Below are 24,439 nucleotides of genomic sequence, written 5' to 3' on the forward strand. Positions count from 1 at the left end.
GTTCATTCTGTAAGAGATCCAAGCGCTCCGATTCGTGGAGAAATAGGCAATGTTGAAAAAGAGCGGGTTTGGTATTACAGATCTTAAAGGTTTCTCCGTTCCCTTAAAAATAGTATGTGCGAGGGCCTTGTAAGTTAACAAGGAAGTTCACACCATCTTTTACGCATTTTGAAGGTGACGGCTGACAAAATCATCTAGATCAAACGGAAAAGAAAAGCCGCAGGCATTGACCTGCTCACGGTTCCGCTCGAATAGCTCACGATCACGTTTGGTGATATGACGTTTCGGTTTTACAATTATGGTATGTAATAGCTGAAGTCCCGATAAAATACGAAAAGCATCATCCATCGTCCCGTTATATACGCCATCAATAAAGGTAAGGGAGCGGTCTTTTTGACGCATATCCAGCTGCTGTCCATTGACAGCATGAGAAAGAAGATCTTCAACATCCTTTGATATTTCTTCAATTGCCTGCTCTTGCAGGTCTGTAGCAGCTTTCATTAATCTCACGTGACATCTACCTCTCTGTCGTTATTTCTCCATTCAGAATAGCACAGAAAAAAAGGCGTTCGCCAAGGTAAGTGTTTCCTATATATACCCATAGAGAGGAACGGATATCATGATCATAAAAGGGCACACGCTCTCACTCAAAGTAGACGAGCAGTATCATCACACATCACTCAGTCATTTTTTAAAGACAGCCGTATCTGCATCAAAACCGATTATCCATTTTTGGATGGAGCATCAAAAAGTCCGTTTAAATCAAAAGCCTGCCCATCACGCGGCTAAAGTCAGTAAAGGCGATCAGATCATCATTGATTTATTTGAAACAGAAGAAAGTGATGTGGCACCAGAATACGGTGAATTAGAGGTGCTCTTCGAGGACGAGCATTTATTAATTGTGCAAAAACCTGCCGGACGGCCAACTCATCCGAATGAACAAGGACAAACGGGCACACTGGCTAACCTTGTGGCCTTCCATTTTCAAGCAAATGGAGAAGAAAAGAGGGTGAGACATATCCACAGGCTGGATCAAGACACAAGCGGCACCGTCATTTTTGCAAAGCATAGATTAGCCCATGCGGCTCTTGATCAAATGCTTTCTAAAAAAACAATCAGCCGAACATACATCGCCATCGCAGAGGGGCTTTTCAAAAAAAAGAAAGGCACCATTGATGCAGCGATCGGCCGTGACAAACACCATGCAGTCAGACGAAGAATCTCCCCTACTGGACAAAAAGCTGTGACTCATTTTCAGGTCATGGACATGAATAAACGTCTGCAAATGACAGCCGTTAAACTGCAATTAGAGACGGGTAGAACGCATCAAATTCGTGTCCACCTTAGCAGTCTCGGGCATCCACTAGCTGGGGACACTTTATATGACGGAGTTCGTGATTACATCAACAGGTGTGCTCTTCACGCCAAGCAAGTTGACATGAAACACCCCTTTACAGGTGAGCATCTGATCATCGAAGCACCTCTACCACCTGATATGGACCAGCTCATGAATAAAATCATCCATTAAAATAAAGAGCCTGCATTTGATTAGCAGGATCTCAGATTGTTGACAAAGGGCTAAAATAATCTTATTTTAGCCCTTTCTTCTTTTCAGCGTGATAGAAAACCTTTGCAGTTCTAGGAAGGACGAGCACCGGAACGTAGATCTGACAACGAATGCAAGGGTTTGTCTACACGCTGGGAGCCTGCATATGATCAGCAGGCTCTTTTTCTTTAGACAGACGCTCTTTTTGCATAAATAATGTACCGCTCTGGTGCATTGCCGACGAAATGAAAAGGATAGCATGTGGTTAATATCAGCTCTTCCTTTTCATTCTGCAACGTAATAATGGATGTATCATGCTGATCGACAATTTTCGTATGCGTGATTTCATACACAAACTCACCATACGGCACAGTGATTTTCAGCTGATCTCCAATATCCAGTTCACCTGTCCGGCGAAACACCGTGTCACGGTGGCCAGATAGGACGATTTGTCCATTCTGATCAGGATAATAACTGCCTTTGTAGTGTCCTACTCCCTTTGCAAGGTCATCCGCATCCGTCCCTTCGACAATGGGAAGGTCTGCTTTTAATTTTGGAATCGTCAGGATGCCAGAAGCTTTCCCCACTTCTGGAGCAAACTGCTTTTTGGACATCCCTTGATCGTCCGCCACAGCCTTCTTCGCTTCGTCTAATGATTGGGCTGTTTGAAGATGAGTAGAGGCGATTTGCCAAATCCCCCAGCCGAGCAGAACAATCCCGGCTGTCATCACAGTCAGTGCAAGCCACTTTTTCATGCTTAAACTCCTTTGCCTGTTACATTTCTCTTAGATGATACGCTCTTTAGCTTGCTGCTTTTTCTTCTTGTTTTGCTATTTGAATTCGCCCCTCTTTTTGATACACAATGGAAGCTCCCTCAAAGCTTTTGACAAAAGCGACAGTGGCTTCTAAGTCTTCTGGGCCTGTTTCAGGGTTTTTCCCAAGTCTGCCTATTGGTGCATATTTACTGCCAGTTGCAGTTGCCATGAAGTTATTTACAGTGAGTGTATACGTTTGATCGAAAGCTACGGCTGAACCATCTGGCAGCTTCAAGTCGACTACTTTATATGTTACCGGATCATAGGAATATGAAAAGCCTGAAATGCTATAATCTGGTCCAAATTGTGGAGAAATTTGAGCTTCTATGATCTCAACTAAGTCTTTTCCCTTGATCTCCAGTTTGACTAAAACGTTGCCGAATGGCTGAATATTAAAGAGATCTCCCCACGTTATCGGCCCTTTTTCAAGGTTTTGCCTAATGCCCCCTCCATTCATCATGGCAAAGTCACTTTTCATTGAATATCTCATACCATCTGCAATCAAATTACCGAGCGGCGTGTCTCCATCATTTGAATAGCCGCCTTCCATTTTGACCCCAGCTTCTCCAACAACCTCACTAATAATCGGCTCCACTTCTTTCCCGTAATGAGCCAAGATGTCTGCTGCTTCCTTGTCCTTTTCTATACCAGCTTGATCTACATACTGGATATTTGCACTCTTTTTGACGATATCCTTCGTTTTGCGGTCAAGTGTCACATTGACTTCGCCAATCGCCTTCCCATATTCAAAGGCTTGCACAATTAATTTCCCATTGACCTCTCCATTGACCACTTCGTGATTATGCCCTGCAAAGATGACGTCAATTTCATCATCACCTTCTTTGGCAAGCTTTGCACTCTCTCCAGTGATCGTATCGCCATTTTGAGAGGCTGTCATATGAGCTAAAACTGCAATGGCTTTAACCCCTTTTTGTTTTAGTTCCTTCGTGGCTTCATTCACGGCTTTGACTTCATCTGTAAACTGAATGTCTTTAATCCCTTCTGGCATGACCATTCCTGCGGCTGACTTGGTCACAACACCGATAAATGCGACTGGGATTCCTTCGACATCGATGATTTCATAAGCCGGTAAAAGTGGCTTACCTGTATCCTTGTATTCACAGTTCGCACAAACGAGCGGGAAGTTCTGTCCGTCATACCCCTTTGTGCCTTTAGGATGTTCTCCGCCATTTAAGATACGCAATAGCTCGTCGACCCCTTCATCGAATTCATGGTTGCCGACCGTGCCCACATCAAAGCCAATGTTCTCCATGAGTTCAACGGTTGGTTCATCCTGCAGAAGAGAAGATATAGGAGAGCTCCCGCCAATCATATCTCCAGCATGGACCGTAATCGTATTTTTGTGTGCTGCTTGTTTTTGCTTCATATAGGCCGCGACATAATCCATTCGTCCGTACATGCCTTTACTGCCATCACCTTTGAGATCCAGCTCGTATTCTTGATCAATTTTACCGTGTAAATCATTCATACTTAAAATCGTTAATGGTACTTCGCTTGCATCCTTTGCCGGCTGATAGCCAGCCTGCTCTGCTTCTTCTTTGGAAGCAAAAAAGATCCGTTTATCCACATTGATTTCTTTCCATTTGTCAGGGGACACGTAGGTTTTCACAGCTGAGTCACCAACATAGCGTGTCAGTCCTTTTTTCTGTTCTCGTGCTCTAAATTCAAACGGCTGTTCCATCAGAGGATCCGCTTCGTTCCATATGCCCAGTCCTTTTTCTTTTGCTTCTTTTACTGCTTTTTGAAACGTATGATAGTCCTTTTCATCTCCAACTGGCCAGATGAAATAAGTAGGGGCATATCCTTTTTTTACAAGCTCTAGATTTGTATTTAGCCCTTTTTTGGTCTTCACTTGAGCTAAAAGACGTCCATAGCTGTCCTTCGCTTCAGGACCAATCTTTAATGTGACTTGGTCACCGCTTGAAAGAAGTGTTTTTAAATAGTCAGTCGCTTGCTGTCCAAAACGCAATTGGTTTTGGTCTAATTCATTTTTTGGCTTATGATACGTTTCCGGCGTGTCCATATTCACAAAACGCACCTTTGTTGTACCAAGAACAGGCTTCTTTAGATGAATCGTATCTCCATCCACCACACGGTCAACTGTTGCTTTGTATTCCTTCTTCATCTTTGGCGGCTTTGGCTGGCGTTTCAGCAGTTTGATATCATCCTTATGTCTTGGAAGCACCTGCAGCGTATCATACCTGCTTAACACCCCTGTAAACTCGTACCATTTCCCTGTCTTTACTTTATCAATAGCATTTGTATCGACCATCACTCTCAGGATGGTGCTGTGGTATTTTTTATCAATGATCACCACATTGTATCCACCGCCAGCCGGCTGCGCTGGTTTTGCCTCAACATAGCCTTTAATCTTCACTAGTCTTCCTTCATGTTTACCGGCTTGATCCGTTTCTAGTTGTTTAACGGACACTCGCTTCGCCTTTGGCAAAGTTTGATTCACAGCATCTATCTTCAGGCGGCCTTGATCTGGCACAATTTCAATCATTCCTTTATAAGACGTGATCTTACCAGTCACTGTCACCTTCATGCCTGCTTTTAGTTCCGGGAAGTGATTGGGCTGCGCTGAATAAATATTGATTCCAGCTGATTTGTCTTGAATGTATGTGGACAATTTCCCATTGCCTACAGCGGATTGATCTGCTGTCACAATTCCGCTCACCGTCACGGTCTCTCCTATTAGCTGACGGGCTTTTTTGATCTGCACGATCTTTTTTTGCTTCCACACCATTTCCTTCTTTTCAGATGCACTGACCTCGCCTCCTGCGATCATGCCAGGCAGTAAGGATTGCAAACTAAAGATCATCAAAACCAAACAACAAATCATTCGAATAGATAGCATTCGTTTCATTAGACCTCTCCCCTTTGCGCTTCATCTCTCATAGTGTACAAAGTAAATATTGATGTTGAATGGATTTCATGTAAAACTTGTCTTTTTAACTCATCGGAAAGGTAATAATCACACGTGTTCCCTCAAAGCTTTTACTTTCAAAACGAATGGTGCCGCCATGGCTTTCAATGATTTTAATGGTCATCATTAAACCAAGGCCTGTCCCCTTTTCTTTTGTAGTATAAAAAGGTTCACCGAGCTTCCCTATTTCGTCCTCTGGTATTCCCTTTCCTTGGTCTTCAAATATCAACATCATTTGATGATCTTTCATGAGAGAGGTCACCTTGATGACACCTGTCACACCATCCATCGCTTCAATTCCGTTTTTAAGGATGTTCAGGAAGACTTGTTTTAATTCATTCGGAATGCCTTGAATGTTAGGGAGCGACGGAGACAGATTTTTCTGAATGGACACGCCTTTTAAGACCGCCTGGGATTCAACAACCATGATCACTTCTTCGAGCAGAAGATTGACATGTACCGGTTCAAATTTCACCGATTTGCTTCTAGAAAGAACAAGGAATTCATTAATAATTGACTCGAGCCGATTAAACTCTGACATCATCACATCTGCATAATCTTTCTGATACTTCTTACTTTGAATCATCAGCTGTAAAAATCCTTTTAACGATGTCAGCGGGTTCCGTATCTCATGAGCGATACCTGCTGCAAGCTGCCCTACTGCCGACAGCATCTCTGATTTCATCAGCATCTTTTCTGACTGCTTTTGATTGGTGATATCCTCTGAAATCCGCATCACGGTTGACTGCATTTTGTCAGGATCATCGATTCGATGTAAAGAGACTCTCTCCCATCGTTCGCGCCCAGATAAATCTTGAAAGTACAGCTCACCTGTCCAGCTGCCCTCTTTTAAACAAACCTTCCATTGCTTCTCTAAATCATCACATTGACATAGCGAATGGTAGACAGAAAAAATATCTTTGCCGATCAGGTCATATTCATGCTGCTGGACAAACTGACAGAAACGCTGATTCACGCACTGGATAACCCCTTCCTCCGTTGCAACTACAATATGAATATGGCTGTTATCAAGCGCCGTCACCGCTAGATGAAGCGACTGTTTGATTTTCGTTACTTCGGTCATTTTAATCCAAGTCATCACCGCTCCTTCATGCTCTTGATCGAAGATAGGTGTGATGTGAACGGTGAATTGCTCTCCTTCGTTCGTTTCAATTTCACGTTCGATCGCGCGCCTATCCGATATGACGGATTGGATATCATGATAGAGCGTTTCCTGCGTAAGCTTTTTAGCCATCGACTGAAAGGATTGCTGATGCCTGATTTTCGCTGAAGTAAATAAAGAGGCAGCTGTAGGAGTGTAATAGCGAATATTCATGTCCCTGTCCACAAACAACGTCGCAAGCTCCGGCTTGACAGAGGGTCTGTACAGTTTTTCTCTTGTCACTCTTAAGTTGTTTATGATATTAATAAAATGCTCGTGTTTTTTCTCAAACTCCTCTAATTGCGTGTGTTTCGCTTTTAATTGAGCCCTTGCCTCCTGCTCCTTTTGTTTGACTTCATTGAGTTCATTTTCTAAATCGACAATACGCTGTTGATAGACTGAATTCTGATCTGACATTCCTTTGCCCCTGCCGTTATTTTGATTTTTTCCTCTCTCATTCATTCGAATGAGAATGACGTAAACTCCCTTAAAACGGCGGTCAAAACTTTTCACGGTAAAATCTGCATACTGCTTGCTGCCTTTTTCCGAAATGAGAACATGTTGAGACACAACCTCTGTCTCGTCTGTCCACACCTTTTGAAAGGTTTGACTCAACATCTCTTTCATATAATCAGGTGTTACATATTCACATGCTTGATCTGACACTTCTGTATGGTCTAAAAAAGAATACGCACCATTTGATAATGCCAGGATTTCGTCACTATCGTTGATAATCATACATGCATCATAATCCTCGCTTACTTCTTGCATATATTGTGCGGCTCGCGCTTTCAACTCGATATCACGAGCGTCTGGTGCCCAAGGGACATGTGGTTTAGAAACGTTTGAATGGGTGTAAATGTTCCATTTTTCATTGAACAAATGAAACAAACGAGGGATATTGGGTACAGTTTCATTTGGCCCTAATATCAACATCCCTTGATCTTTTAAAGCATATTGGAATCGGGACAATATTCGTTTTTGCACTTCAGGCTGGAAGTACATCAGAACATTTCGGCAGCTGATAAAATCGAGGTGGATAAAAGGTGAATCGATCAATAAATTGTGAGGTGCAAAGACAATATGTTTTCTAAGCGACTGCTTCACAATAAAAGCGTCACCTTTCCTTTCGAAATATCGCGCCCGCCATTTTTCCGGCATCCTTGCCATAGACTCTACTGAGTAAAGACCTTTACTAGCTGTTTGAATGGCTTTCCGGTTGATATCTGTTGCAAATACTTGAAGTTCAATGGTCACTTGTCTTCGCTTCATTTCTTCTAAAAATAAGATCGTAAAAGAATAGGCCTCCTCTCCTGTCGAACATCCCGCAATCCAAATACGGCATCGAGATTTCCCGTTTTTCACCGCATTTTCAATGATCGACGGAATGATCTGATGTTCACATACACGAAAAGCCTCCATATCCCTAAAAAAAGACGTCATGCCGCTTAAAAGCTGCGCGTGCAGGCGATCAAGCTCATCTGGTTCTCTTTCTAATAAGCAGTCGTACTCTGATAATAATGAAATCCGTTTTTTTGCAATCCTCATTCGTTTTTGAATGACAGATAGCAGCCTTTTCTTTTGATAGGTTGAAAAGGCAATGCCTTTATACATTTCAAGACGTTCAATAATTCTCAGTAAAACAGGATCTGCCTCATCGACATGCGGGACGTTGATGATATTGGCGATATATGCCGCAAGGGTTGAAGGGTCTTTGAATGTTTGTTGATACAAGGTGTCAAAACCGCTTTCTACCTCACTGCACGATAAAGCTGTACCGCCTTGCTCAACCAACTGAAGCAAGCCACTTCCCACACAATGACCTTTTTGAAAGAAAATCGCAAAAGCCTCTTCCTTTTGAACGCTGGCAAGAGACTGAAAAAGCAAGTCCACAGAGCAAGCCATGCACGCCGGCAGCTGCTCTGATAGGTGCAGCCGCTGATCTTCTGTTAACGTCACAACCGCATGCTGTGGACAAAAATAAATCGTCTTCTTCATGACTTTCTCACCATGTTTAATCGTTTTTGCCCGGTAGCCAATCGGTAAAACAAGTGCTTCCAAATCAGTTATACAATCGTCCGTCACATGATTTTGCACAACAATAAAAGAGGCATTTAATTCATGTGGAAATGATTGAAAAAAAGCCTCAAGATGATGCTGTTCAAACGGTGAAACACCGATGCCAATCACTGGTGCCTGCACATGTTCGTCTTCTATCAAACGATTAATGATTTTGTCCTGCATCTGGTACCCCCATGTTCATTCGTCTGATACTTTTTTTCGACAAAAAGGAAGAAAACCCTCTAATTGTAAATAATGTTTTTGCATGAAAGAAGGAAAACATCCTCACATTAAAACAGATTGTATAAACAGAAGGAGGAATCTCAATGCAAAACGATCAGCAACCAATGTTTCAAGGAAGCGCTCCCCAGCCCGAGCTCAATCATGGCGGACATGAGTTATTCGATTTACATGAAATTTTAGCCGGCACGATTAATATTTTGGATCAGTATATGATCCTGCGGCAGTTTATTCAGGATCCTGCATTATCCGACATCTTGGATCGACAATACCAATTCGTTTTATCTCAGTACAATGTCACTGTAGATTGTTTTTCTACCGGCCAAAAGCCTAGTGAAGAAACCGCTACTTATATGATGAAAGAGCACACACAAGTGACGTACGGGATCAAGCCTTCTCAGCCGAAGAAGCCGAATCAGTCATTACAGGATGTAAAAGACTTGGGCATCACAGGGCATATGCTCAGCCTGGTCAAATCACATGCTGGATTACTTTCCATGTCTGCATTAGAAGTAACAAATCCAGTTGTCAGACGTGTGCTTGCTGCGCAAATCCCGAACTTTATTGAAATGGCCTATGAAATTTTCTTGTATCAAAACAAGCATGGCTACTATCAAGTTCCCCAGCTTTCCAGACAAGACATGACAGCCATGACATCAGCTTTCGCACCGCTTCAAGGGCAGGTTCAAATGCCGCCAAGCAAAGCCAATCAGCAAAAACCCCTTCATTAAAAAAACGGCTGACCCTTTTCTCTGGTCAGCCGTTTTTTCTTTGATACATCTTGTTAAACTGATCTTCAAAATCTGCTAGCCGCTGCCCTGTCGCCTGTTCAAAGCCTTTAGCAAATTGACCTGTTTTCGCCGTTTCCTGCATGATCTCATGTATGATATCTCGTCCGTAAAGCTGCACCAGCTCATAGATCATATAATAGCTTTGCAAATAAACATCTGTCTCATACGCCATCCGGGCGTCCTGCCAATCTTGATCGGAATGAAGAGATTGAAAGGGAATGACGTCGAACCGTTCAGACGTGGCATTTAACACGTCATAGGCCGTCCATTCTGCTGTTCCTTCATGGAACCAAAGCGGAAAGATCACTGGAGACACTTCATAAGAATGAACTTTTTCATAGAAAACAAAGTGAGCATATTCATGAATAAATAACGTGTTGAAAAAGTATAAAGGCAGTGTCTCTTTCTTCAATAATGCTTCCCGTTTATCTGGATATAACCCAATCATTTGATCATGATCGGAGTAAAAACCCGTAATATGCTTGATTCCGGCAAATTGCTCGATCGTCTCTTTATCATCAAAATAAATAATGTCTAAAGGTTTGTCAGTTTCAAATTGAAACACTGACGCTGTCCTCTTCTTTGCCTGATCCATGGCCTCGATTGTCAGGTCAACAAAAGCGTCCTCTTCCTCTGCATAGTATATTCTAATATGTTCATAAACTTGCTTATTGAGTCCCTCCGTTAATATGGTTTTAGGAGAAGACTGCTGCTCTAAATATTGTCCTGTCAGCTGAAACGCAACATAAATCAAGTACGCGGTGAAAGCATAAAAAATGAGACCTGCTGCAATCATTCCGCCTACAAGCTTTTTATGAATCAATGACGGCTTGGCTTTCATTTGCTCCCCACCTGAATTCATCCTGCAGCCTCTTTCTCTTTCTATGAAGAAACAAAGATCAACAAGAGGTGATATATTTTTTACTTTATGCAGTCAGGTGCGCAAGGTGCGGTTCCAAACAAAAAAGCCGCATATGACATACGGCTTTTGTCGTAGCTATTTTGATTCAGGGAAGACACGCCGAACCGTTTCAGTAAATTCATCGAAAAATCCTGAAATTGGCTCTCCGCTTCTAATACGTTTTCCGTATCCTTCCATACGATCGATAAAGTCTGGATTCGCAGATACATACACGTTGTCGATTTGTTGATCCGTTGATTTGACTTTGTCTGAAATTTTCTTTTTCAGATCGTCCGTCACATTACCGCTTTTATCGCCTTCAAGCATAACGGCAACAAATGCATTTTTTCCTGTGACAAGCACGTTCGCTGTTTTCACTTCAGACATGTTGGCTACAAGCTCAGACGCTTTATCTGCCACTTTGACCTTCTGAGGTGTTTGAACATTTGGTTCGTCCTGTCTCATATTGTCATTCTTATATGTGACATTTTCATACTGTCGTTTCATTGTTCCTCTTCGCTCATCGCCCTGGTTGTTCATTCCACATCCAGTGGTGATCAATGTTGGAACGAGTAGTAAAGATAGCATCCATTTCTTATTCATCAATTATTCCCTCCTTTTGCTCATAGGTTTTTCATCCAGCCGGCTTTTTATGCACACATTTCTATTTCATAAAATGAATTCATAATTCAGCCTGCTTTGGTCATCCTAAACATGATGAAAAAGTATCATCATGATCAAATGGAGGGATTCGTTTGTTTAAGAAAAGAAAAGGCATGAGCACTGGCGCAATGATTGCAGTATCAACAGCCATCATTGCATTATTTTCTCCGGTTTTACGAAGAAGGCTGAAAAGCATGACGCAAATGAATATGTCTTCAATGATGAAAGGAAAAAGCCATCAGCACCATGACTCATCTCGTCACGAGTCACACGCACAGAATGAATCAAAGGGAACTGCGGAAATCGGACAAATGATGAAGCAGGCATTCACTGCTGTACAGCCAAATCATACGAATCAGCACCAATCGACATCAAGAAACCATCAGCCAAGAGAGTCTTATGCACAGTCTCTCCATATTGATGAAAGTGTCATGAATGTGATGGATGATGAATCAATCCAGCAAGTAATCAATGACATCGAGCACAAATAAGAAAACAGGAGCCTTCATAAATAGAGGCTCCTGTTTATTCTCCTGAAAAATGTTCTTTCACCATCACAGAGAAGAAAGGTAAAAAGGTGATTTCAACTGTTGTGATAAAATCGTCATAAGCTTCTACTATGATTAAGAGCTCTTTCTCGTTTGGCCTGTCCTTTTTTATCTCTACATGCTGCACGGTTTTAAAATCATATATGCCTAAAACAGATGCCTCTTTTTTTCGAACAGCCTTTAACGTAAATTCTTGACTTCCAAGGTACATCGTGACAACGAAGCGCTCGTCTTGATTTTCAAATCGAAATGTCAGGTTTTGATATTCAATAGGCATACCTCTCTCGAACCTTTCATCAGGCTCCGTTTCAAAAAAAGAAAGCCAGTCCGTTTCATCTGGGAAGCGTTTTCCTCGCATGTGTTTCGATCCCCTCATAAGTGAAATTTTTATTAATTATCCTTTTTCCCCTTTTCTTTTGCAACAAATTTTAGTAATTTTAAAAAGGTGATTTTATTTTGCTAAGAGACCTCTTTATTAATTTAACAATTCTTGTCACTTTCCATTATTTATTTATGCTTGTGTTTAAAGAGAATTTTCTGAAGAAAGAAGATACCCTGCTCAGACAGCTATGCAAAGGCATTCTTTCTGGATTACTCGGTGTCCTTTTAATGTTCTTCTCTATCAAAGCAGGTCCAGCCATCATCGATTTAAGACATATCCCCCTTATTTTAACGGCCTTTTATGGAGGCATCGTCCAAACCATCATTGCAGCCTGTGTTGTGATCATTGGCCGATTATTAATTGATGCCAACGTCGGTTCTTTCATCAATATTTTTTCCATGATGATCATTGCAACAGCCTCTTTTTTAATTGCTGAGCGCCATATGAATCAAGTTGCGAAAATGCTTTTGTCCATTACGATCAGCAATGTGATTGCAACTTTTTTGTTTATCACGATTGCACATGAGACCTCTATTGAAGTCCATTCTGCCTATTGGATGTTCTCATATGTTGCAGGACTGTTTAACTTTTACGTCATTGAGCATCAAACAAAAGCATATCAGCTGTTAAATTTGTATAAATTCCAAGCTCATTATGACTTTTTAACAGGTGTTTTAAATAAACGGAAGTTCGATGAGGTCTTAAGTGATGCTTTTTCTATGAAATTTAAGCAGCCTATCCATCAAATGTCCCTTATTTACTTAGACATCGATTACTTCAAATCCATCAATGACCAATATGGACATCATGAGGGAGATATGGTTTTAAAAGAAATCGGAAAAAGGTTGATGAAAAACACAAGAAGCTCTGATTATATTGGCCGGATCGGCGGTGAGGAATTTGCTGTCCTTCTACCAAATTGTACAGTTGAAAAAACATGGCAGATTGCAGAACGCTTACGGAGAAAAATAGCAGATCAGCCGATATATTTACAAAATGGCATGTCCATTCATATCACAGTATCACTTGGGTGTGCTTATTACCCCGGAACAAGTGCAGACATCAAACAATTACCGATTATGGCTGATCAGGAGCTCTATAAAGCGAAGCAGTCTGGCCGAAATCAAGTGAGCTTCTCAGAGAGAAAAAGAGGCCAATTAATATAGGCTTTTTCCTCAATTTGTTAGCGCTAATTATTTTTAAAAAAGTTTTCGTATAACAGTTGTTTTTTCCCGCAAACACTGGTAAAGTAAAGGTAATTATTTTTGTTCGTATCATCTTTAAGAAGAAAGTTTTGAAAGAGTTTTCGTCTTTGAAGTTTGTGTAAGAGCAAGAATAGTGAATTTAAGCGTTAAGATCGCTTTAGGAGGAAATTTCATGTTAGAAGGTAAAGTAAAATGGTTCAACTCTGAAAAAGGTTTCGGATTCATCGAAGTAGAAGGTCAAGACGATGTATTCGTTCACTTCTCTGCTATCCAAGGCGAAGGCTTCAAAACTTTAGAAGAAGGTCAAGCAGTTTCTTTCGAAATCGTTGAAGGTAACCGTGGACCACAAGCTGCTAACGTTAACAAAGCGTAATTTAAGAGCATCTGCTCTTTAGCACTTTATAGAGTGAAGGAAAACCGTCCGGCTTCTGCCGGCGGTTTTTTTGTGCCATAAAAAAAGAGAACCTGCGAGAGGTTCTCTTTTTTATTTGTCCTTCTGCTTTAGCTTCTGTAAAGCAGAACGATACATATCATCATTCATTTTTGTCTCTGGTTCTTCTTCTTTGACAGGTGGTTCTGGCTGCTTAAACTTTTGAAGCGCCTGTCTATAAAAATCATCGCCAGACACTCGTTCATCCGTTTGAGAAGGCTTTGACGCTTCCTCTTCTTCTTCAGGCTCTACAGGTCTCGCCGCAACTTCTGACTCGCTGTGCGGCACGTCAGGCTGATTGGGCACATCTTCTTTGATCTCTTTCTTCTCGACCGAAGCGTGTCTGACATTGAACGCTACTAATCCGATAATGACTAGAACAGCAGCTACTAACGCTACAATAATCGTCGCCAAAAGAACCCTCTCCTTATCGCTTAAATGACGCAGTGACTGATGCTACACGTCTTCCTAATGCTTTGCCGAGTTCAATGCCTTCTGTAGAAATCACTTCATCAGAATCAATCGGACATGTCACACCTGCTCCATAGTAAGAGCCGTATAAAGCATTCTCTGGCACATTTCCAGGAAGGCCAACGACAAGCATCCCTTGATGGAACATTGGTGTAATCAAATTATGCATCGTCATTTCTAAACCGCCGTGCGTTGTAGCAGTTGTACAGAAAACGGCACCGACTTTATCGATCAGTTTTCCCTCTGCCCATAGGTAGCCAAGACGGTCAATCCATGTCTTTAACCCAGAACTAATGGTACCAAAGTGACCAGGGCAGCCCCAAATGATCGCATCCATTTGATCCAGCTTGCGAATATCCGCATCTTTCACGTGATCGACGAATACTTCAGCTTGCTCTGTTTCACCTGCGCCTGCTGCAATTGCTTCTGCCAGTGCTTTTGTATGGTCACCTTCACTATCGTATACGACATAAATTTTCATGTACGGTCCCTCCACACTTATCTTGCATCTTGGTTTGCTTCCTTAGGTGCTGGAAGCAGTGTCATTTCTTGTTTTTTATGCTGCTGATCTTTTCGCTTTTTATCCTTACGTACATCACGCAGGAACAAGCTGAGAATGACACCAGCGGCACAGAATAACGTTACCCACATGTAAGCATCATTGATGCCCATTACGTTTGAATCGACCTGTGCTTTCGTAAAGAGCTGGGTGGATACATATTTTTGAGCAGCTTCAGCTGTCATGCCCATATGATGCATCACATTCGACACAGCCGCCTGGAATGAATTCATAAAGAACGGGTCCGCTGTATTTGTTTGATCCGCCATATTGGAATAATGGAATGTTGTCCGATTCGTATAAATCGTTGTGATCAAACTCGTACCGATCGAACCGCTAATTTGTCTTAATGTATTAGACATCGCTGTACCATGGCTGTTTAAGTGCTGTGGTAATTGGTTCATCCCAGCTGTCATCACCGGCATCATAAGGAGTGACATACCGAATGCACGAACTGCATACATGAGCACAATGTGACTATACGATGTATCAATGGTCAGCCTTGTAAACTCGAATGTGGTGACAACGGTAATGAGCATCCCCACAATCGCAAGCGGACGAGGTCCAAATTTATCAAACAAAATCCCTGAAATCGGGGACATAATCAGCATCGCAAGTGCCCCTGGAAGCATTAATAGCCCGGATTGCAATGCCGTAAACCCAACGAGGTTCTGCAGATAAATCGGAAGTAAGAACATCCCAGTGTATAAGGCAACTGTAATAATAATATTAATGACACTTGATAATGAGAAGATGCTGTATTTAAACACGCGGAAATCAAGCATCGGATTATCAGCTTTCAGCTGTTGGAAAATAAAGAGAATGATCGCAATCGCACCAACAATAATCGTCGATAAGACGATCGGATCTGTCCAGCCATCACTTCCCGCTTCACTCACTCCGTATAGAAGCGAAGCAAAACCAACGATGGAAAGAATCGCACCAAGGCTGTCCAGCTTGATTTTTTTAGGCTCTACAATATTTCTAAACATAAAGAAAGCCGCGATAATGACAATCGCTCCGATTGGTACAAGTCCATAAAACATAATACGCCAAGAATAATGTTCAATAATATAACCAGATAATGTTGGTCCTACCGCAGGAGCAAACATCATCGCAAGACCGAAAATCCCCATTCCTTTCCCTCTGTTTTCCGGAGGGAAAATAAAAAGGATTGTTGTCATCACGAGCGGCTGCAGGATACCGCCGCCGATTGCCTGAATCAAACGACCGATGAGCATCGTTGAAAAGTTCGGCGCAATCCCGCAAATAAAGGTCCCTAGTGTAAACGAGATCATGGCGACTAGAAATAAGCTGCGCTGTCCAAAGCGTGTGATTAAAAACGCAGATAACGGAATCAGCACACCGTTGACAAGCATATAACCTGTTGTAAGCCACTGAATCGTCGTTGCACTCACATTAAATTCAGTCATTAAATGGGGCATGGCTACGTTCAGAAGCGTTTGGTTCAAAATCGCTACGAACAAGCCGGCCATTAAAATGATCAGTAAAGACAAGGAGCCTGCTCCCTGTTTTGTTGCTGCAGGTTGATTTGCCATCTCAGACAACCTCCTTTCATTTTTTGATATCAAACATCATTAAGATGAAATTTTGACAGAAGCATTCATACCAGGAAGTACTTTGTCTGATGGATTTTTAATTGAAATTTTCACTGCTACTTTTTGTGTGACTTTTGTATAGTTACCACTTGAATTTGTTGCTGGCAGCATATTGAATGTTGAGTTTGTCGCATAACCAATTTGTTCAACTGTTCCTTCAAATGTTGTATCAGGATCACCATCTACCACGATGTCGACTTTGTCGCCTTTTTCAATACTTTTAATATCTGTTTCTTTGATATTCGCTGTGATGTAAAGCTTGCTTAAATCAATGGTTTCACCAAGAACTGTACCAGGCTGCACTTGTTGATTGTTTTGTACTTCTTTTTTGACTAATGTGCCATCAGCCACTGATTTAATGTTTGTTTTTGTTTCTCCTTCAACTTTTGCAACTGTGCTGTCTTTTTGCACTTCGTCACCTTCATTGATATCCCAGCCTTTGATTTGTCCAGCTGCTGGTGCTGTGATTTGATACATGTCACCTGTCACTTTCGCCTCGTCAGTTTTGACAAAATTTGTGCTTTCGTAGTAGTAATAAGCACCTCCGGCAATAATGGCAAGAATCACAATAAGGCCAATAATGTTCGTTAGCAATAAACGCCCTCTGTTCATGTTTTGTTTCTCCTTTCATGTATAAAAATATAGTGTCATCTGCTTTAGCAAACTTAGAATGCCCATCATCTGACAGAATATGAAACAAGCTCATAAAGCTGTTATTTCTCCTTCATCTACTCCGCCTGAAAAATGGTGTGCAGCCCATTTATACTTATTGTTCACTCATGAGCAAAGAGTAGAAAAAGAAGAAAAGACGATCGGCATCTTTTTTGAAAAACTTATATTTAACAAGATTAAATATTAATAAATGAAAATTGAAATGTCAAAGAGAAAGTTTTACTTTTTTTCTGGTGATCCCTTCCTTCTCCATACAAAAAACCCTTCAGCCCTTATGCTGAAAGGTTTTTTCAAATGTGCTATTTACGAAAGAACTTCTTCCTGCTGAAAAAATTTTTTTAGTGCGAGAAAAACATCTGATTTTTGCTTCAAAATATAATGCTTAAATTTCTCATCCTGTATATGCTTATATGCTGACATTAATGTAGAATGCCGGTTGTATTGATTCACTTCACCATAACAGAATAAGTTGGCTTTTTTCATAATTTCAGAAACAAGCTTCACGCACCGTGCATTGTCTGAGGTCAAATTGTCTCCATCAGAAAAATGAAAAGGATAAATATTATATTGCGACGGCGGGTATCGTTCGTCTATGAGCTCTAGTGCCTTTCGATAGACAGAAGAGCAAATGGTCCCTCCGCTCTCGCCCCGCGAGAAGAAATGCTCTTCATCTACAACCTTCGCCTCCGTATGGTGGGCAATAAATTCAATATCGACCGTCTCATACTTTGTCCGTAAGAAACGTGTCATCCAAAAGAAAAAACTTCTCGCCATATATTTTTCCCAAAGCCCCATACTTCCGCTCGTATCCATCATCGCCAAAACGACGGCTTTCGACTCTGGTTTGGTCACTTCATTCCACGTCTTATATTTGATATCCTCTGGGTAGATTGGATAAAAGGAAGGACTGCCTGTCATCGCATTTCGTTTAAATGCCGACAGCATCGTTCGTTTTTTATGGATATTGCCTGTTAACCCGGTTTTGCGAATATCGTTAAACTCAATTTGCTCGACAATGATGTCGTCAAGCTCCTTTTGTTTAAGGTTTGGCAGCTTTAGCTCCCGAAACAGCGCTTCCTCAAGATCGATTAATGAGACCTCTGCTTCGTAATAATCCTCACCAGCCTGATCTCCAGCGCCCTGCCCCTTTCCTTGCCCTTGCTTACTGTCTGATCCATCGCGCGCGACAATATCTCCAACCTCGCTGTCTCCATCGCCTTGACCCACATGCTTATTTTTGTCGTAATTATATCGAATTTTATATTCATCTAACGAACGAATCGGAATTTTGACAACATCTTTTCCATTAGACATGATGATGCTTTCTTCTGTGACAAGATCCGGCAAATTATTTTTAATCGCTTCTTTGACTTTTTTCTGATGACGCTGCTGGTCGTCATAGCCTTTTCGATGGAGGGACCAGTCTTCCTGAGATACAATAAACTGACTTTTTTCTTGCCGGGACATCCATCCCCCTCCTCACCTGTTTGCACAATTCTTCTAACTACCGATTCCTTTATCCTATGCTGCTCGTCACCCAAGTTGACGATCATTTCTAAAAAAGACATTACCGGTGCAGGTGCGCCAATAATGCCTCCTTCATTTATTAACGATTGAGAAGACTGCCTACATATTTTAAAAGTTCATTTGCACTTGTTGAATTATAGCCATGTTCATCAATCAATCTAGCCACTACTTCATTGACCTTCTTCAGCTGCTGTTCATCCGGTGTCTTCGTTGACGTCGTAATTTTCACCACATCTTTTAGATCAGCAAACAGCTTCTTCTGAATCGCCTCTCGCAATCTCTCATGAGAATTATAATCAAAGCGTTTGCCCTTTCTCGCATAAGCCGAAATACGAATCAGAATTTCTTCTCTGAATGCCTTTTTGGCGTTTTCAGAAATACCGATCTGCTCCTCAATTGAACGCATAAGCTTTTCATCAGGATTCATTTCTTCACCAGTTAACGGATCACGCAGCTTGTTTTTATTACAGTACGCCTCGACATTATCTAAGTAATTATCCATCAGTGTTTTCGCAGACTCCTCATAGGAATACACAAATGCCTTTTGAACTTCCTTCTTCGCAATATCGTCGTACTCTTTTCGCGCGACAGAAATAAAATTCAAATAGCGCTCCCGGTCCTCGCTGGAGATAGACGGATGCTGATCGAGTCCTTCTTTTAAGGATCGAAGGACATCCAGTGCATTGATCGATTCCATATTCTTTCGAATAATAGTGGAGGAAATTCGGTTAATCACATACCGCGGATCAATTCCGCTCATCCCTTCATCATGAAATTCCTTTTTCATCTCATCAATATCAGCAGATTGGAAGCCTTCGACACTCTCTCCGTCATACAGACGCATTTTTTTCACCAAATCAATATCAGAACGCTTCGGCTCTTTGAGTCTTGTCAAAATGGAGAACATCGCTGCCACCTTCAGCGTATGCGGGGCAATATGCACATCAGAAACATCACTTTCTGAAATCATTTTATGATAAATGCGTTCCTCCTCTGTCACCTTCAAGTTATAAGGAATCGGCATCACAATAATTCTTGAGTGCAAGGCCTCGTTCTTTTTATTTGAAATAAACGACCGGTACTCGGTTTCATTCGTATGAGCGACAATCAATTCATCTGCACTAATCAAGGCAAAACGGCCTGCTTTAAAATTTCCTTCCTGCGTTAATGACAGGAGATGCCATAGAAATTTCTCATCACACTTTAACATCTCCTGAAACTCCATCATCCCTCGGTTTGCTTTATTGAGTTCTCCATCAAAGCGGTAGGCCCTTGGATCTGACTCTGATCCAAATTCAGCAATGGTTGAAAAATCGATGCTTCCTGTTAAATCAGCAATGTCCTGAGATTTCGGATCAGATGGACTAAAGGTACCAATACCAGTTCGTTTATCCTCTGAGAAAAAGATCCGTTCAACCCTTACATCCTCAATTCGTCCGCCATATTCCTCTTCTAGCCTCATCATATTCAGAGGGGACAAATTCCCCTGCACACGAATGCCATATTCTCTATAGAAATCCTCCCGCAGATTTTGCGGAATAAGATGAAGCGGGTCTTCATGCATCGGGCAGCCTTTGATCGCATAGACTGCGCCATGATCTGTCAGTGAATATTCTTCTAGTCCTCTTTTCAGCCTAGTAACAAGCGTAGATTTCCCGCCGCTTACTGGTCCCATCAATAACAAAATACGCTTCCTCACATCGAGCCGCTTGGCAGCAGGGTGAAAATATTCCTCTACTAATCTTTCCAATGATTCCTCTAACCCAAAAAGTTCCTGATCAAAAAATTTGTACGTTCTGACCCCATTCTCCTCTTCAATCCCGCTGTCTTTAATCATATGATAAACGCGAGAATGAGCAGATTGAGCGACAAGTGGATTTTCCTTTATAATGTCTAAATAATCGCTGAATGTGCCTTCCCATTTGAGACGCTGCTCTTCTTCTCTGTGCTGTTCGATTTTCTTTAAAATATCCATATGAACCTCCTCTTTCAAGATTGAAGCAAGTAATCAGATACTGTTTTACAATCTATGCGGAGGCGTCCTATTACATGCTTTCGTTCTTCAAAATGACGAATTGGCAAACTGAATTGACAACCATCCGCAAGACCCTTCATAATAAAGGAAAAACAGGAGAAAAATGATCTTCTTCTCTTGCTTTTCAAGGCGAACTTCACACCATATGAAACAGGCAGCGATAGAAACAAAGGGATAAGGGGGAAGCTTATATGAGAACGGTCATTATGATGGGCGTCATCATTACGTTTTTAGTATCCATTTTCACAGCTGGCTACGAAGGCAAGCCTGGTAAATGAAAAAAAGGATGTTCCATTAGCGGAACATCCTTTTTTCATTTAATTCGTTGTTTTTAGCACCTGCATATTCACTGTATTCCCTGATACATGAATGGACGTAAAGTCTTGCGTATCAATCACAGGTGTGACGGCACGACTGTCTAATGTGATGTCAGTAAAACGAGTAGAGAAGTTTGCCCGAATATCTTTCCGGTAGATATCGTCAGTCACTGCTACTGTCGACAGTAATTTCCACTTAGTCACAGAGCCAATGTTTGAGTTTTGAATTTCTGTGATGATACGCCCGGTATAACCAACATTATTTGTCCTCCAGAACGTCGCTCTTGTATGTCCATTCAAGTTTTTATAAATGGTCATTTGCACAGTACTTCCAGGCTTAAATCCATTTGTATACGTAAAATCATTTTTTCCTTCGATATATGTCTCTTGATTATTTGTTCCTACTTTCATCGTAGGTTTCCACACATTATAGGTTGGACTGTATTGAAGACCGATGTCTGCTTCTTTTGAACCTGTGAATCCAGAATAAATATAAGCTGTCCCATTTGACACACTCATTGCGGGAGGGAGTTGAATCTTTGTGACCAATATTGATCCATTGCTATTGATATAAGTACGCCCGCCGATACCTTTCGATAATTGCGCTGCTTCTATTTCCTGCGTCTGAGAGAGACCTGGGATACTGACTGGAATCGTCCCCATTAAAATAGCAGAGCTAATGGCACTAGTGATCAGTAGCTTTTTCATCTCATTTAATGGATTCATTATTTTTTGAAAACGCGATTACAATCTATCATACTACCTATTTTTTTACATGTAAAAAAAGTATAAAAAAAGTCGTATTTTCCTTCTTTATATTTCTTATCTCATATAAAAAAAGCCAAGATAGGTATCCCGGCTTTCATTATGACCTTAAATCAGATCTCGGTATTGCTGCTGGCGAAGTGCCTCATACACAAGAATTGCTGCCGTATTCGATAGATTCAGAGAACGAACATGCTCTGTCATCGGTAAACGAAGGCAGCGGTCCATATTCTGTTCGATCAAATCTTTCGGCAATCCACTTGTCTCTCTGCCAAAAACGAAGAAGTAGTCTTCATCTAACTGAGAGTAATCAAATGTCGTATGCGGCTTTTGGCCAAATTTTGTGATATAGAAGAATTGTCCCTTCGGATGAGCCTCAAACAATTCATCAAGCGAGTCATGATAGACCACATTGGCATATTTCCAATAATCGAGTCCTGCACGCTTCAGCATTTTGTCATCTGTCGAAAAACCAAGCGGACGAATCAGATGAAGAGTTGTATTTGTTGCTGCACATGTACGCGCAATATTTCCAGTATTAGCTGGAATCTCTGGTTGATATAAAACGACATGAAGTCCCAAAAAAGTTCACCTCTAATTTTCTTTTCCGCTCAACATTATACCATTAACTATCCTTCGCGGCATCGTCCAAAATGTGAAAAAACGTATAACGAATAGCAGGTGTATAGGCGGTCGAATCCTCATACGACCAATAACGCATACGGCTGTCATATGTCTGTGCATTCACAAGAGGCATTCCGCCTTTATCATGATCGACGACAATGGTTGTATGATTATACCTGCCATCTCCCTCAAAATCGTAGCAAATGACATCACCAATTTGAAGCTCCTGCGCTTCTTTGAGTTTCTTTGCTCTTAAACCCGCTTTTGAATTCGCTAAATAATTTTTCATCGAATGAGCCACCGTCCAGCTATAGCTCCACGTATGAGGACGCACCCACCAGCCAGATCCGCGGTTCGGATACCCTCTCGTTGGTGCATTCCCTGCTTTCAAGCATTGTGAAATAAAATTTGTGCAGTTATCTTCAAAATTTTTATAGGCGGGATTTCGTTTATTCCAGTACGTCTCCGCATATTGCACAGCTGCCCGCCGGTCATAGTGAAAGGCTCTCCCAAACTGTTCTTCGGTCTGAAAGCGCTCATCCACCTGCTCTTCCATTTGCCGTTTTTCTAGCATCATCCGATCTTTGACAAGCATGTCGTTGTAAAGGAACGCTTCTCTTTTTTCTACCTGCTCCTCTAAATAAAAAGAGTCGTCTGCATCCTTGCATACATAAGTGAGATGAGCGAGATACTGCACATGCTGAGCCCCGTCATCCTGAATCGATGAATCAAGAAGTTTTGCTTTGGCTTTCGCCTTGACAATCTCCACCTGTCTTCTAGCAAAAAGCTCTTTTTTCCGTTCAACTGCTTCCACATCAGACATGAGCTGCGGCTGTTTAATTGCACTCCCATTTAATAAATAACCAAGCCTGTCTTCTAATGTTTGCTCTAATAATTGTTTCACACAGACACCACCAAACTTTTTTTAAAATCTCTGTTTGGTTCATTCTATGTTCATAGGGATGTTATTTAGTATTTAAAGGTGTCTGTAAAAACTCAATCCCTTTGACAATTTCTTGTTTCGCTTCCTCATCACTTTCCCGCTCAAGAGCTTTTTCCAACTCTGGGAGCAGCTGCTCGTCGCCAATTTTCCCTATTGCCCAAGCAGCAGTGCCTCGAATAACAGGCCGTGGATCCTTGTGCATCAAATCAATCAACACTGGTAAGGCAGATGTATCTTTAAAGTGAGCAAGTGCCAAAATCGCATTTCGCTGAATCGGCTTTTTCCCCCGCCATGAACCTGAAACATGACCGTATTTTTCCTTAAACTCACGATTACTGATCGTAAGAAGCGGCTTTAAGAGCGGCTTCGCAATTTCAGGGTCCGGCTCCATTTCAGGATGCAAATGAAAGTCTTTTCCTTTATTGATCGGGCAGACGATTTGGCACGTATCACACCCATACAATCGATTTCCTATTTTCGAACGAAATTCGTCAGGCAAAAATCCTTTTGTCTGCGTTAAAAATGAAATACATCGTTGAGAATTCAGCTGTCCTGGATTCACAAGTGCACCAGTTGGGCACGAATCTACACATTTATTGCACGTTCCGCACTGGTCTTCAATTTTTTCATCCGGTTCAAATGGGACATTTGTGATCATTTCAGCCAAATACACATAAGATCCAAACTCCGGCGTGATAATCATACAGTTCTTTGCACTAAAACCTATGCCAGCGCGTTCCGCTACTGCACGATCAGACAGTTCCCCTGTATCCACCATTGATTTTGTCCGTATATCGATATGTTTGCTTCGCAAGAATTCCTCGAGCATATCGAGCTTTTTTTTCAGCACAACATGATAGTCCGTTCCCCAAGAAGCCCGGCAAAAGATCCCTCTTCTTGCATCCTTTGTACTTCGAGGAGCATCTTTCATTTTGGAAGGATACGCGAGCGCTATCGCAACAATTGATTTGGCCTTCGGAAGCAGCAAAGAAGGGTTTGTTCGTTTTTCGATGTCAGGCTCTTCAAAGCCTGACAAATACCCTAACGATTCATGTAAGATGAGGCGGTCCTTTAATGAATCAAATGTATCAGCACTTGCAAATCGGATTTTATCGACACCAATTTCTTTCGCATATTGAATCAATTCTTCTTTTAATTCTCCAACATGAATCACCTTGCAAACCTCCTTTCTTTGTTTCTTCTGTTGTTTTCA

22 protein-coding genes are annotated in these 24,439 nt (G+C 41.6%); 5 read left to right on the top strand and 17 right to left on the bottom strand.

All coding sequences use genetic code 11. The features are described 5' to 3' along the window. Positions 1-159 precede the first annotated feature (159 nt). Positions 160-510, bottom strand: a complete 351-nt coding sequence (locus C6347_RS09220) for a DUF5365 family protein (protein WP_106071602.1) — start codon at positions 508-510, stop codon at positions 160-162. Positions 511-619: 109 nt separating this feature from the next. Here C6347_RS09220 and C6347_RS09225 point away from each other — a divergent pair, with 109 nt between their 5' ends. Further along, positions 620-1,528, top strand: a complete 909-nt coding sequence (locus tag C6347_RS09225) for an RluA family pseudouridine synthase (RefSeq protein ID WP_060595846.1) — start codon at positions 620-622, stop codon at positions 1,526-1,528. Positions 1,529-1,734: 206 nt separating this feature from the next. Here the strand turns inward: C6347_RS09225 and C6347_RS09230 are convergent, their stop codons facing one another. The 3 genes from C6347_RS09230 to C6347_RS09240 form a co-directional block, all read right to left on the bottom strand. Next, a complete protein-coding gene (locus C6347_RS09230; RefSeq protein WP_060595845.1) occupies positions 1,735-2,301 on the bottom strand; it encodes a class D sortase in 567 nt (188 codons plus the stop codon). 46 nt (positions 2,302-2,347) lie between these two features. Further along, positions 2,348-5,251, bottom strand: a complete 2,904-nt coding sequence (locus C6347_RS09235) for a 5'-nucleotidase C-terminal domain-containing protein (protein ID WP_060595844.1) — start codon at positions 5,249-5,251, stop codon at positions 2,348-2,350. An 85-nt stretch (positions 5,252-5,336) separates the two neighbouring features. Beyond that, entirely contained in the window at positions 5,337-8,717 is a 3,381-nt protein-coding gene (locus C6347_RS09240; RefSeq protein ID WP_106036593.1) for a CheR family methyltransferase, read from the bottom strand. Positions 8,718-8,860: 143 nt separating this feature from the next. On the opposite strand from C6347_RS09240, the gene C6347_RS09245 reads away from it, so the two are divergent. Then, a complete protein-coding gene (locus tag C6347_RS09245; protein WP_012009386.1) occupies positions 8,861-9,505 on the top strand; it encodes a spore coat protein in 645 nt (214 codons plus the stop codon). 25 nt (positions 9,506-9,530) lie between these two features. Here C6347_RS09245 and C6347_RS09250 read toward each other — a convergent pair whose 3' ends face one another. After that, complete coding sequence (locus tag C6347_RS09250; protein ID WP_106036807.1) at positions 9,531-10,406, bottom strand: hypothetical protein; 876 nt, start codon at positions 10,404-10,406, stop codon at positions 9,531-9,533. A gap of 156 nt (positions 10,407-10,562) precedes the next feature. Beyond that, a complete protein-coding gene (locus C6347_RS09255) occupies positions 10,563-11,069 on the bottom strand; it encodes a YhcN/YlaJ family sporulation lipoprotein (protein WP_034663773.1) in 507 nt (168 codons plus the stop codon). 152 nt (positions 11,070-11,221) lie between these two features. On the opposite strand from C6347_RS09255, the gene C6347_RS09260 reads away from it, so the two are divergent. Next, positions 11,222-11,620, top strand: a complete 399-nt coding sequence (locus C6347_RS09260; RefSeq protein ID WP_034663775.1) for a hypothetical protein — start codon at positions 11,222-11,224, stop codon at positions 11,618-11,620. A 34-nt stretch (positions 11,621-11,654) separates the two neighbouring features. Here C6347_RS09260 and C6347_RS09265 read toward each other — a convergent pair whose 3' ends face one another. Continuing rightward, entirely contained in the window at positions 11,655-12,035 is a 381-nt protein-coding gene (locus tag C6347_RS09265; RefSeq protein ID WP_060595841.1) for a hypothetical protein, read from the bottom strand. A 98-nt stretch (positions 12,036-12,133) separates the two neighbouring features. On the opposite strand from C6347_RS09265, the gene C6347_RS09270 reads away from it, so the two are divergent. Both C6347_RS09270 and cspB read left to right on the top strand, forming a co-directional pair. Next, positions 12,134-13,225: a diguanylate cyclase gene (locus C6347_RS09270; RefSeq protein ID WP_034663781.1), complete on the top strand. Its 1,092-nt coding sequence runs from the start codon at positions 12,134-12,136 to the stop codon at positions 13,223-13,225. A gap of 211 nt (positions 13,226-13,436) precedes the next feature. Beyond that, a complete protein-coding gene (gene cspB, locus C6347_RS09280) occupies positions 13,437-13,637 on the top strand; it encodes a cold shock-like protein CspB (RefSeq protein ID WP_003212277.1) in 201 nt (66 codons plus the stop codon). 111 nt (positions 13,638-13,748) lie between these two features. On the opposite strand, the gene C6347_RS09285 is transcribed toward cspB, so the two are convergent. The 10 genes from C6347_RS09285 to queG all read right to left on the bottom strand — a co-directional run bounded on the left by C6347_RS09285 (position 13,749) and on the right by queG (position 24,397). Continuing rightward, positions 13,749-14,108 (bottom strand): hypothetical protein, encoded by a 360-nt coding sequence (locus C6347_RS09285; protein WP_060595840.1) that lies wholly within the window; start codon positions 14,106-14,108, stop codon positions 13,749-13,751. Positions 14,109-14,121: 13 nt separating this feature from the next. Continuing rightward, positions 14,122-14,646, bottom strand: a complete 525-nt coding sequence (locus C6347_RS09290; protein WP_034663787.1) for a flavodoxin family protein — start codon at positions 14,644-14,646, stop codon at positions 14,122-14,124. Positions 14,647-14,663: 17 nt separating this feature from the next. Further along, complete coding sequence (locus C6347_RS09295) at positions 14,664-16,283, bottom strand: DHA2 family efflux MFS transporter permease subunit (RefSeq protein ID WP_034663790.1); 1,620 nt, start codon at positions 16,281-16,283, stop codon at positions 14,664-14,666. A gap of 39 nt (positions 16,284-16,322) precedes the next feature. Next, positions 16,323-16,955 (bottom strand): biotin/lipoyl-containing protein, encoded by a 633-nt coding sequence (locus C6347_RS09300; RefSeq protein ID WP_034663794.1) that lies wholly within the window; start codon positions 16,953-16,955, stop codon positions 16,323-16,325. Between the two features lie 363 nt (positions 16,956-17,318). After that, positions 17,319-18,482, bottom strand: coding sequence for a sporulation protein YhbH (gene yhbH / locus C6347_RS09305; RefSeq protein ID WP_060595839.1), 1,164 nt, complete (start codon positions 18,480-18,482; stop codon positions 17,319-17,321). A 139-nt stretch (positions 18,483-18,621) separates the two neighbouring features. Next, a complete protein-coding gene (locus C6347_RS09310) occupies positions 18,622-20,517 on the bottom strand; it encodes a PrkA family serine protein kinase (RefSeq protein ID WP_034663803.1) in 1,896 nt (631 codons plus the stop codon). 377 nt (positions 20,518-20,894) lie between these two features. Next, positions 20,895-21,602, bottom strand: coding sequence for a YrpD family protein (locus C6347_RS09315; RefSeq protein WP_106039589.1), 708 nt, complete (start codon positions 21,600-21,602; stop codon positions 20,895-20,897). Between the two features lie 165 nt (positions 21,603-21,767). Continuing rightward, entirely contained in the window at positions 21,768-22,241 is a 474-nt protein-coding gene (trmL, locus tag C6347_RS09320) for a tRNA (uridine(34)/cytosine(34)/5-carboxymethylaminomethyluridine(34)-2'-O)-methyltransferase TrmL (protein ID WP_034282301.1), read from the bottom strand. Between the two features lie 43 nt (positions 22,242-22,284). Continuing rightward, entirely contained in the window at positions 22,285-23,187 is a 903-nt protein-coding gene (locus tag C6347_RS09325) for an amidase domain-containing protein (protein WP_060595838.1), read from the bottom strand. A 61-nt stretch (positions 23,188-23,248) separates the two neighbouring features. Beyond that, positions 23,249-24,397: a tRNA epoxyqueuosine(34) reductase QueG gene (queG, locus tag C6347_RS09330; protein ID WP_060596035.1), complete on the bottom strand. Its 1,149-nt coding sequence runs from the start codon at positions 24,395-24,397 to the stop codon at positions 23,249-23,251. Between the last annotated feature and the right edge of the window lie 42 nt (positions 24,398-24,439).

The sequence above is a fragment of the Bacillus sp. NMTD17 genome (genome assembly GCF_002998735.1).
Taxonomy (GTDB): Bacteria; Bacillota; Bacilli; order Bacillales; family Bacillaceae; genus Bacillus.

Excerpts from the sequence above, each read along its gene's own strand:
- C6347_RS09225 (WP_060595846.1), top strand. The coding sequence starts at position 620 with ATGATCATAAAAGGGCACACGCTCTCACTCAAAGTAGACGAGCAGTAT.
- C6347_RS09230 (WP_060595845.1), bottom strand. The coding sequence starts at position 2,301 with ATGAAAAAGTGGCTTGCACTGACTGTGATGACAGCCGGGATTGTTCTG.
- C6347_RS09235 (WP_060595844.1), bottom strand. The coding sequence starts at position 5,251 with ATGAAACGAATGCTATCTATTCGAATGATTTGTTGTTTGGTTTTGATG.
- C6347_RS09240 (WP_106036593.1), bottom strand. The coding sequence starts at position 8,717 with ATGCAGGACAAAATCATTAATCGTTTGATAGAAGACGAACATGTGCAG.
- C6347_RS09245 (WP_012009386.1), top strand. The coding sequence starts at position 8,861 with ATGCAAAACGATCAGCAACCAATGTTTCAAGGAAGCGCTCCCCAGCCC.
- C6347_RS09250 (WP_106036807.1), bottom strand. The coding sequence starts at position 10,406 with ATGAAAGCCAAGCCGTCATTGATTCATAAAAAGCTTGTAGGCGGAATG.
- C6347_RS09255 (WP_034663773.1), bottom strand. The coding sequence starts at position 11,069 with ATGAATAAGAAATGGATGCTATCTTTACTACTCGTTCCAACATTGATC.
- C6347_RS09265 (WP_060595841.1), bottom strand. The coding sequence starts at position 12,035 with ATGCGAGGAAAACGCTTCCCAGATGAAACGGACTGGCTTTCTTTTTTT.
- cspB (WP_003212277.1), top strand. The coding sequence starts at position 13,437 with ATGTTAGAAGGTAAAGTAAAATGGTTCAACTCTGAAAAAGGTTTCGGA.
- C6347_RS09290 (WP_034663787.1), bottom strand. The coding sequence starts at position 14,646 with ATGAAAATTTATGTCGTATACGATAGTGAAGGTGACCATACAAAAGCA.
- C6347_RS09295 (WP_034663790.1), bottom strand. The coding sequence starts at position 16,283 with ATGGCAAATCAACCTGCAGCAACAAAACAGGGAGCAGGCTCCTTGTCT.
- C6347_RS09300 (WP_034663794.1), bottom strand. The coding sequence starts at position 16,955 with ATGAACAGAGGGCGTTTATTGCTAACGAACATTATTGGCCTTATTGTG.
- yhbH (WP_060595839.1), bottom strand. The coding sequence starts at position 18,482 with ATGTCCCGGCAAGAAAAAAGTCAGTTTATTGTATCTCAGGAAGACTGG.
- C6347_RS09310 (WP_034663803.1), bottom strand. The coding sequence starts at position 20,517 with ATGGATATTTTAAAGAAAATCGAACAGCACAGAGAAGAAGAGCAGCGT.
- C6347_RS09315 (WP_106039589.1), bottom strand. The coding sequence starts at position 21,602 with ATGAAAAAGCTACTGATCACTAGTGCCATTAGCTCTGCTATTTTAATG.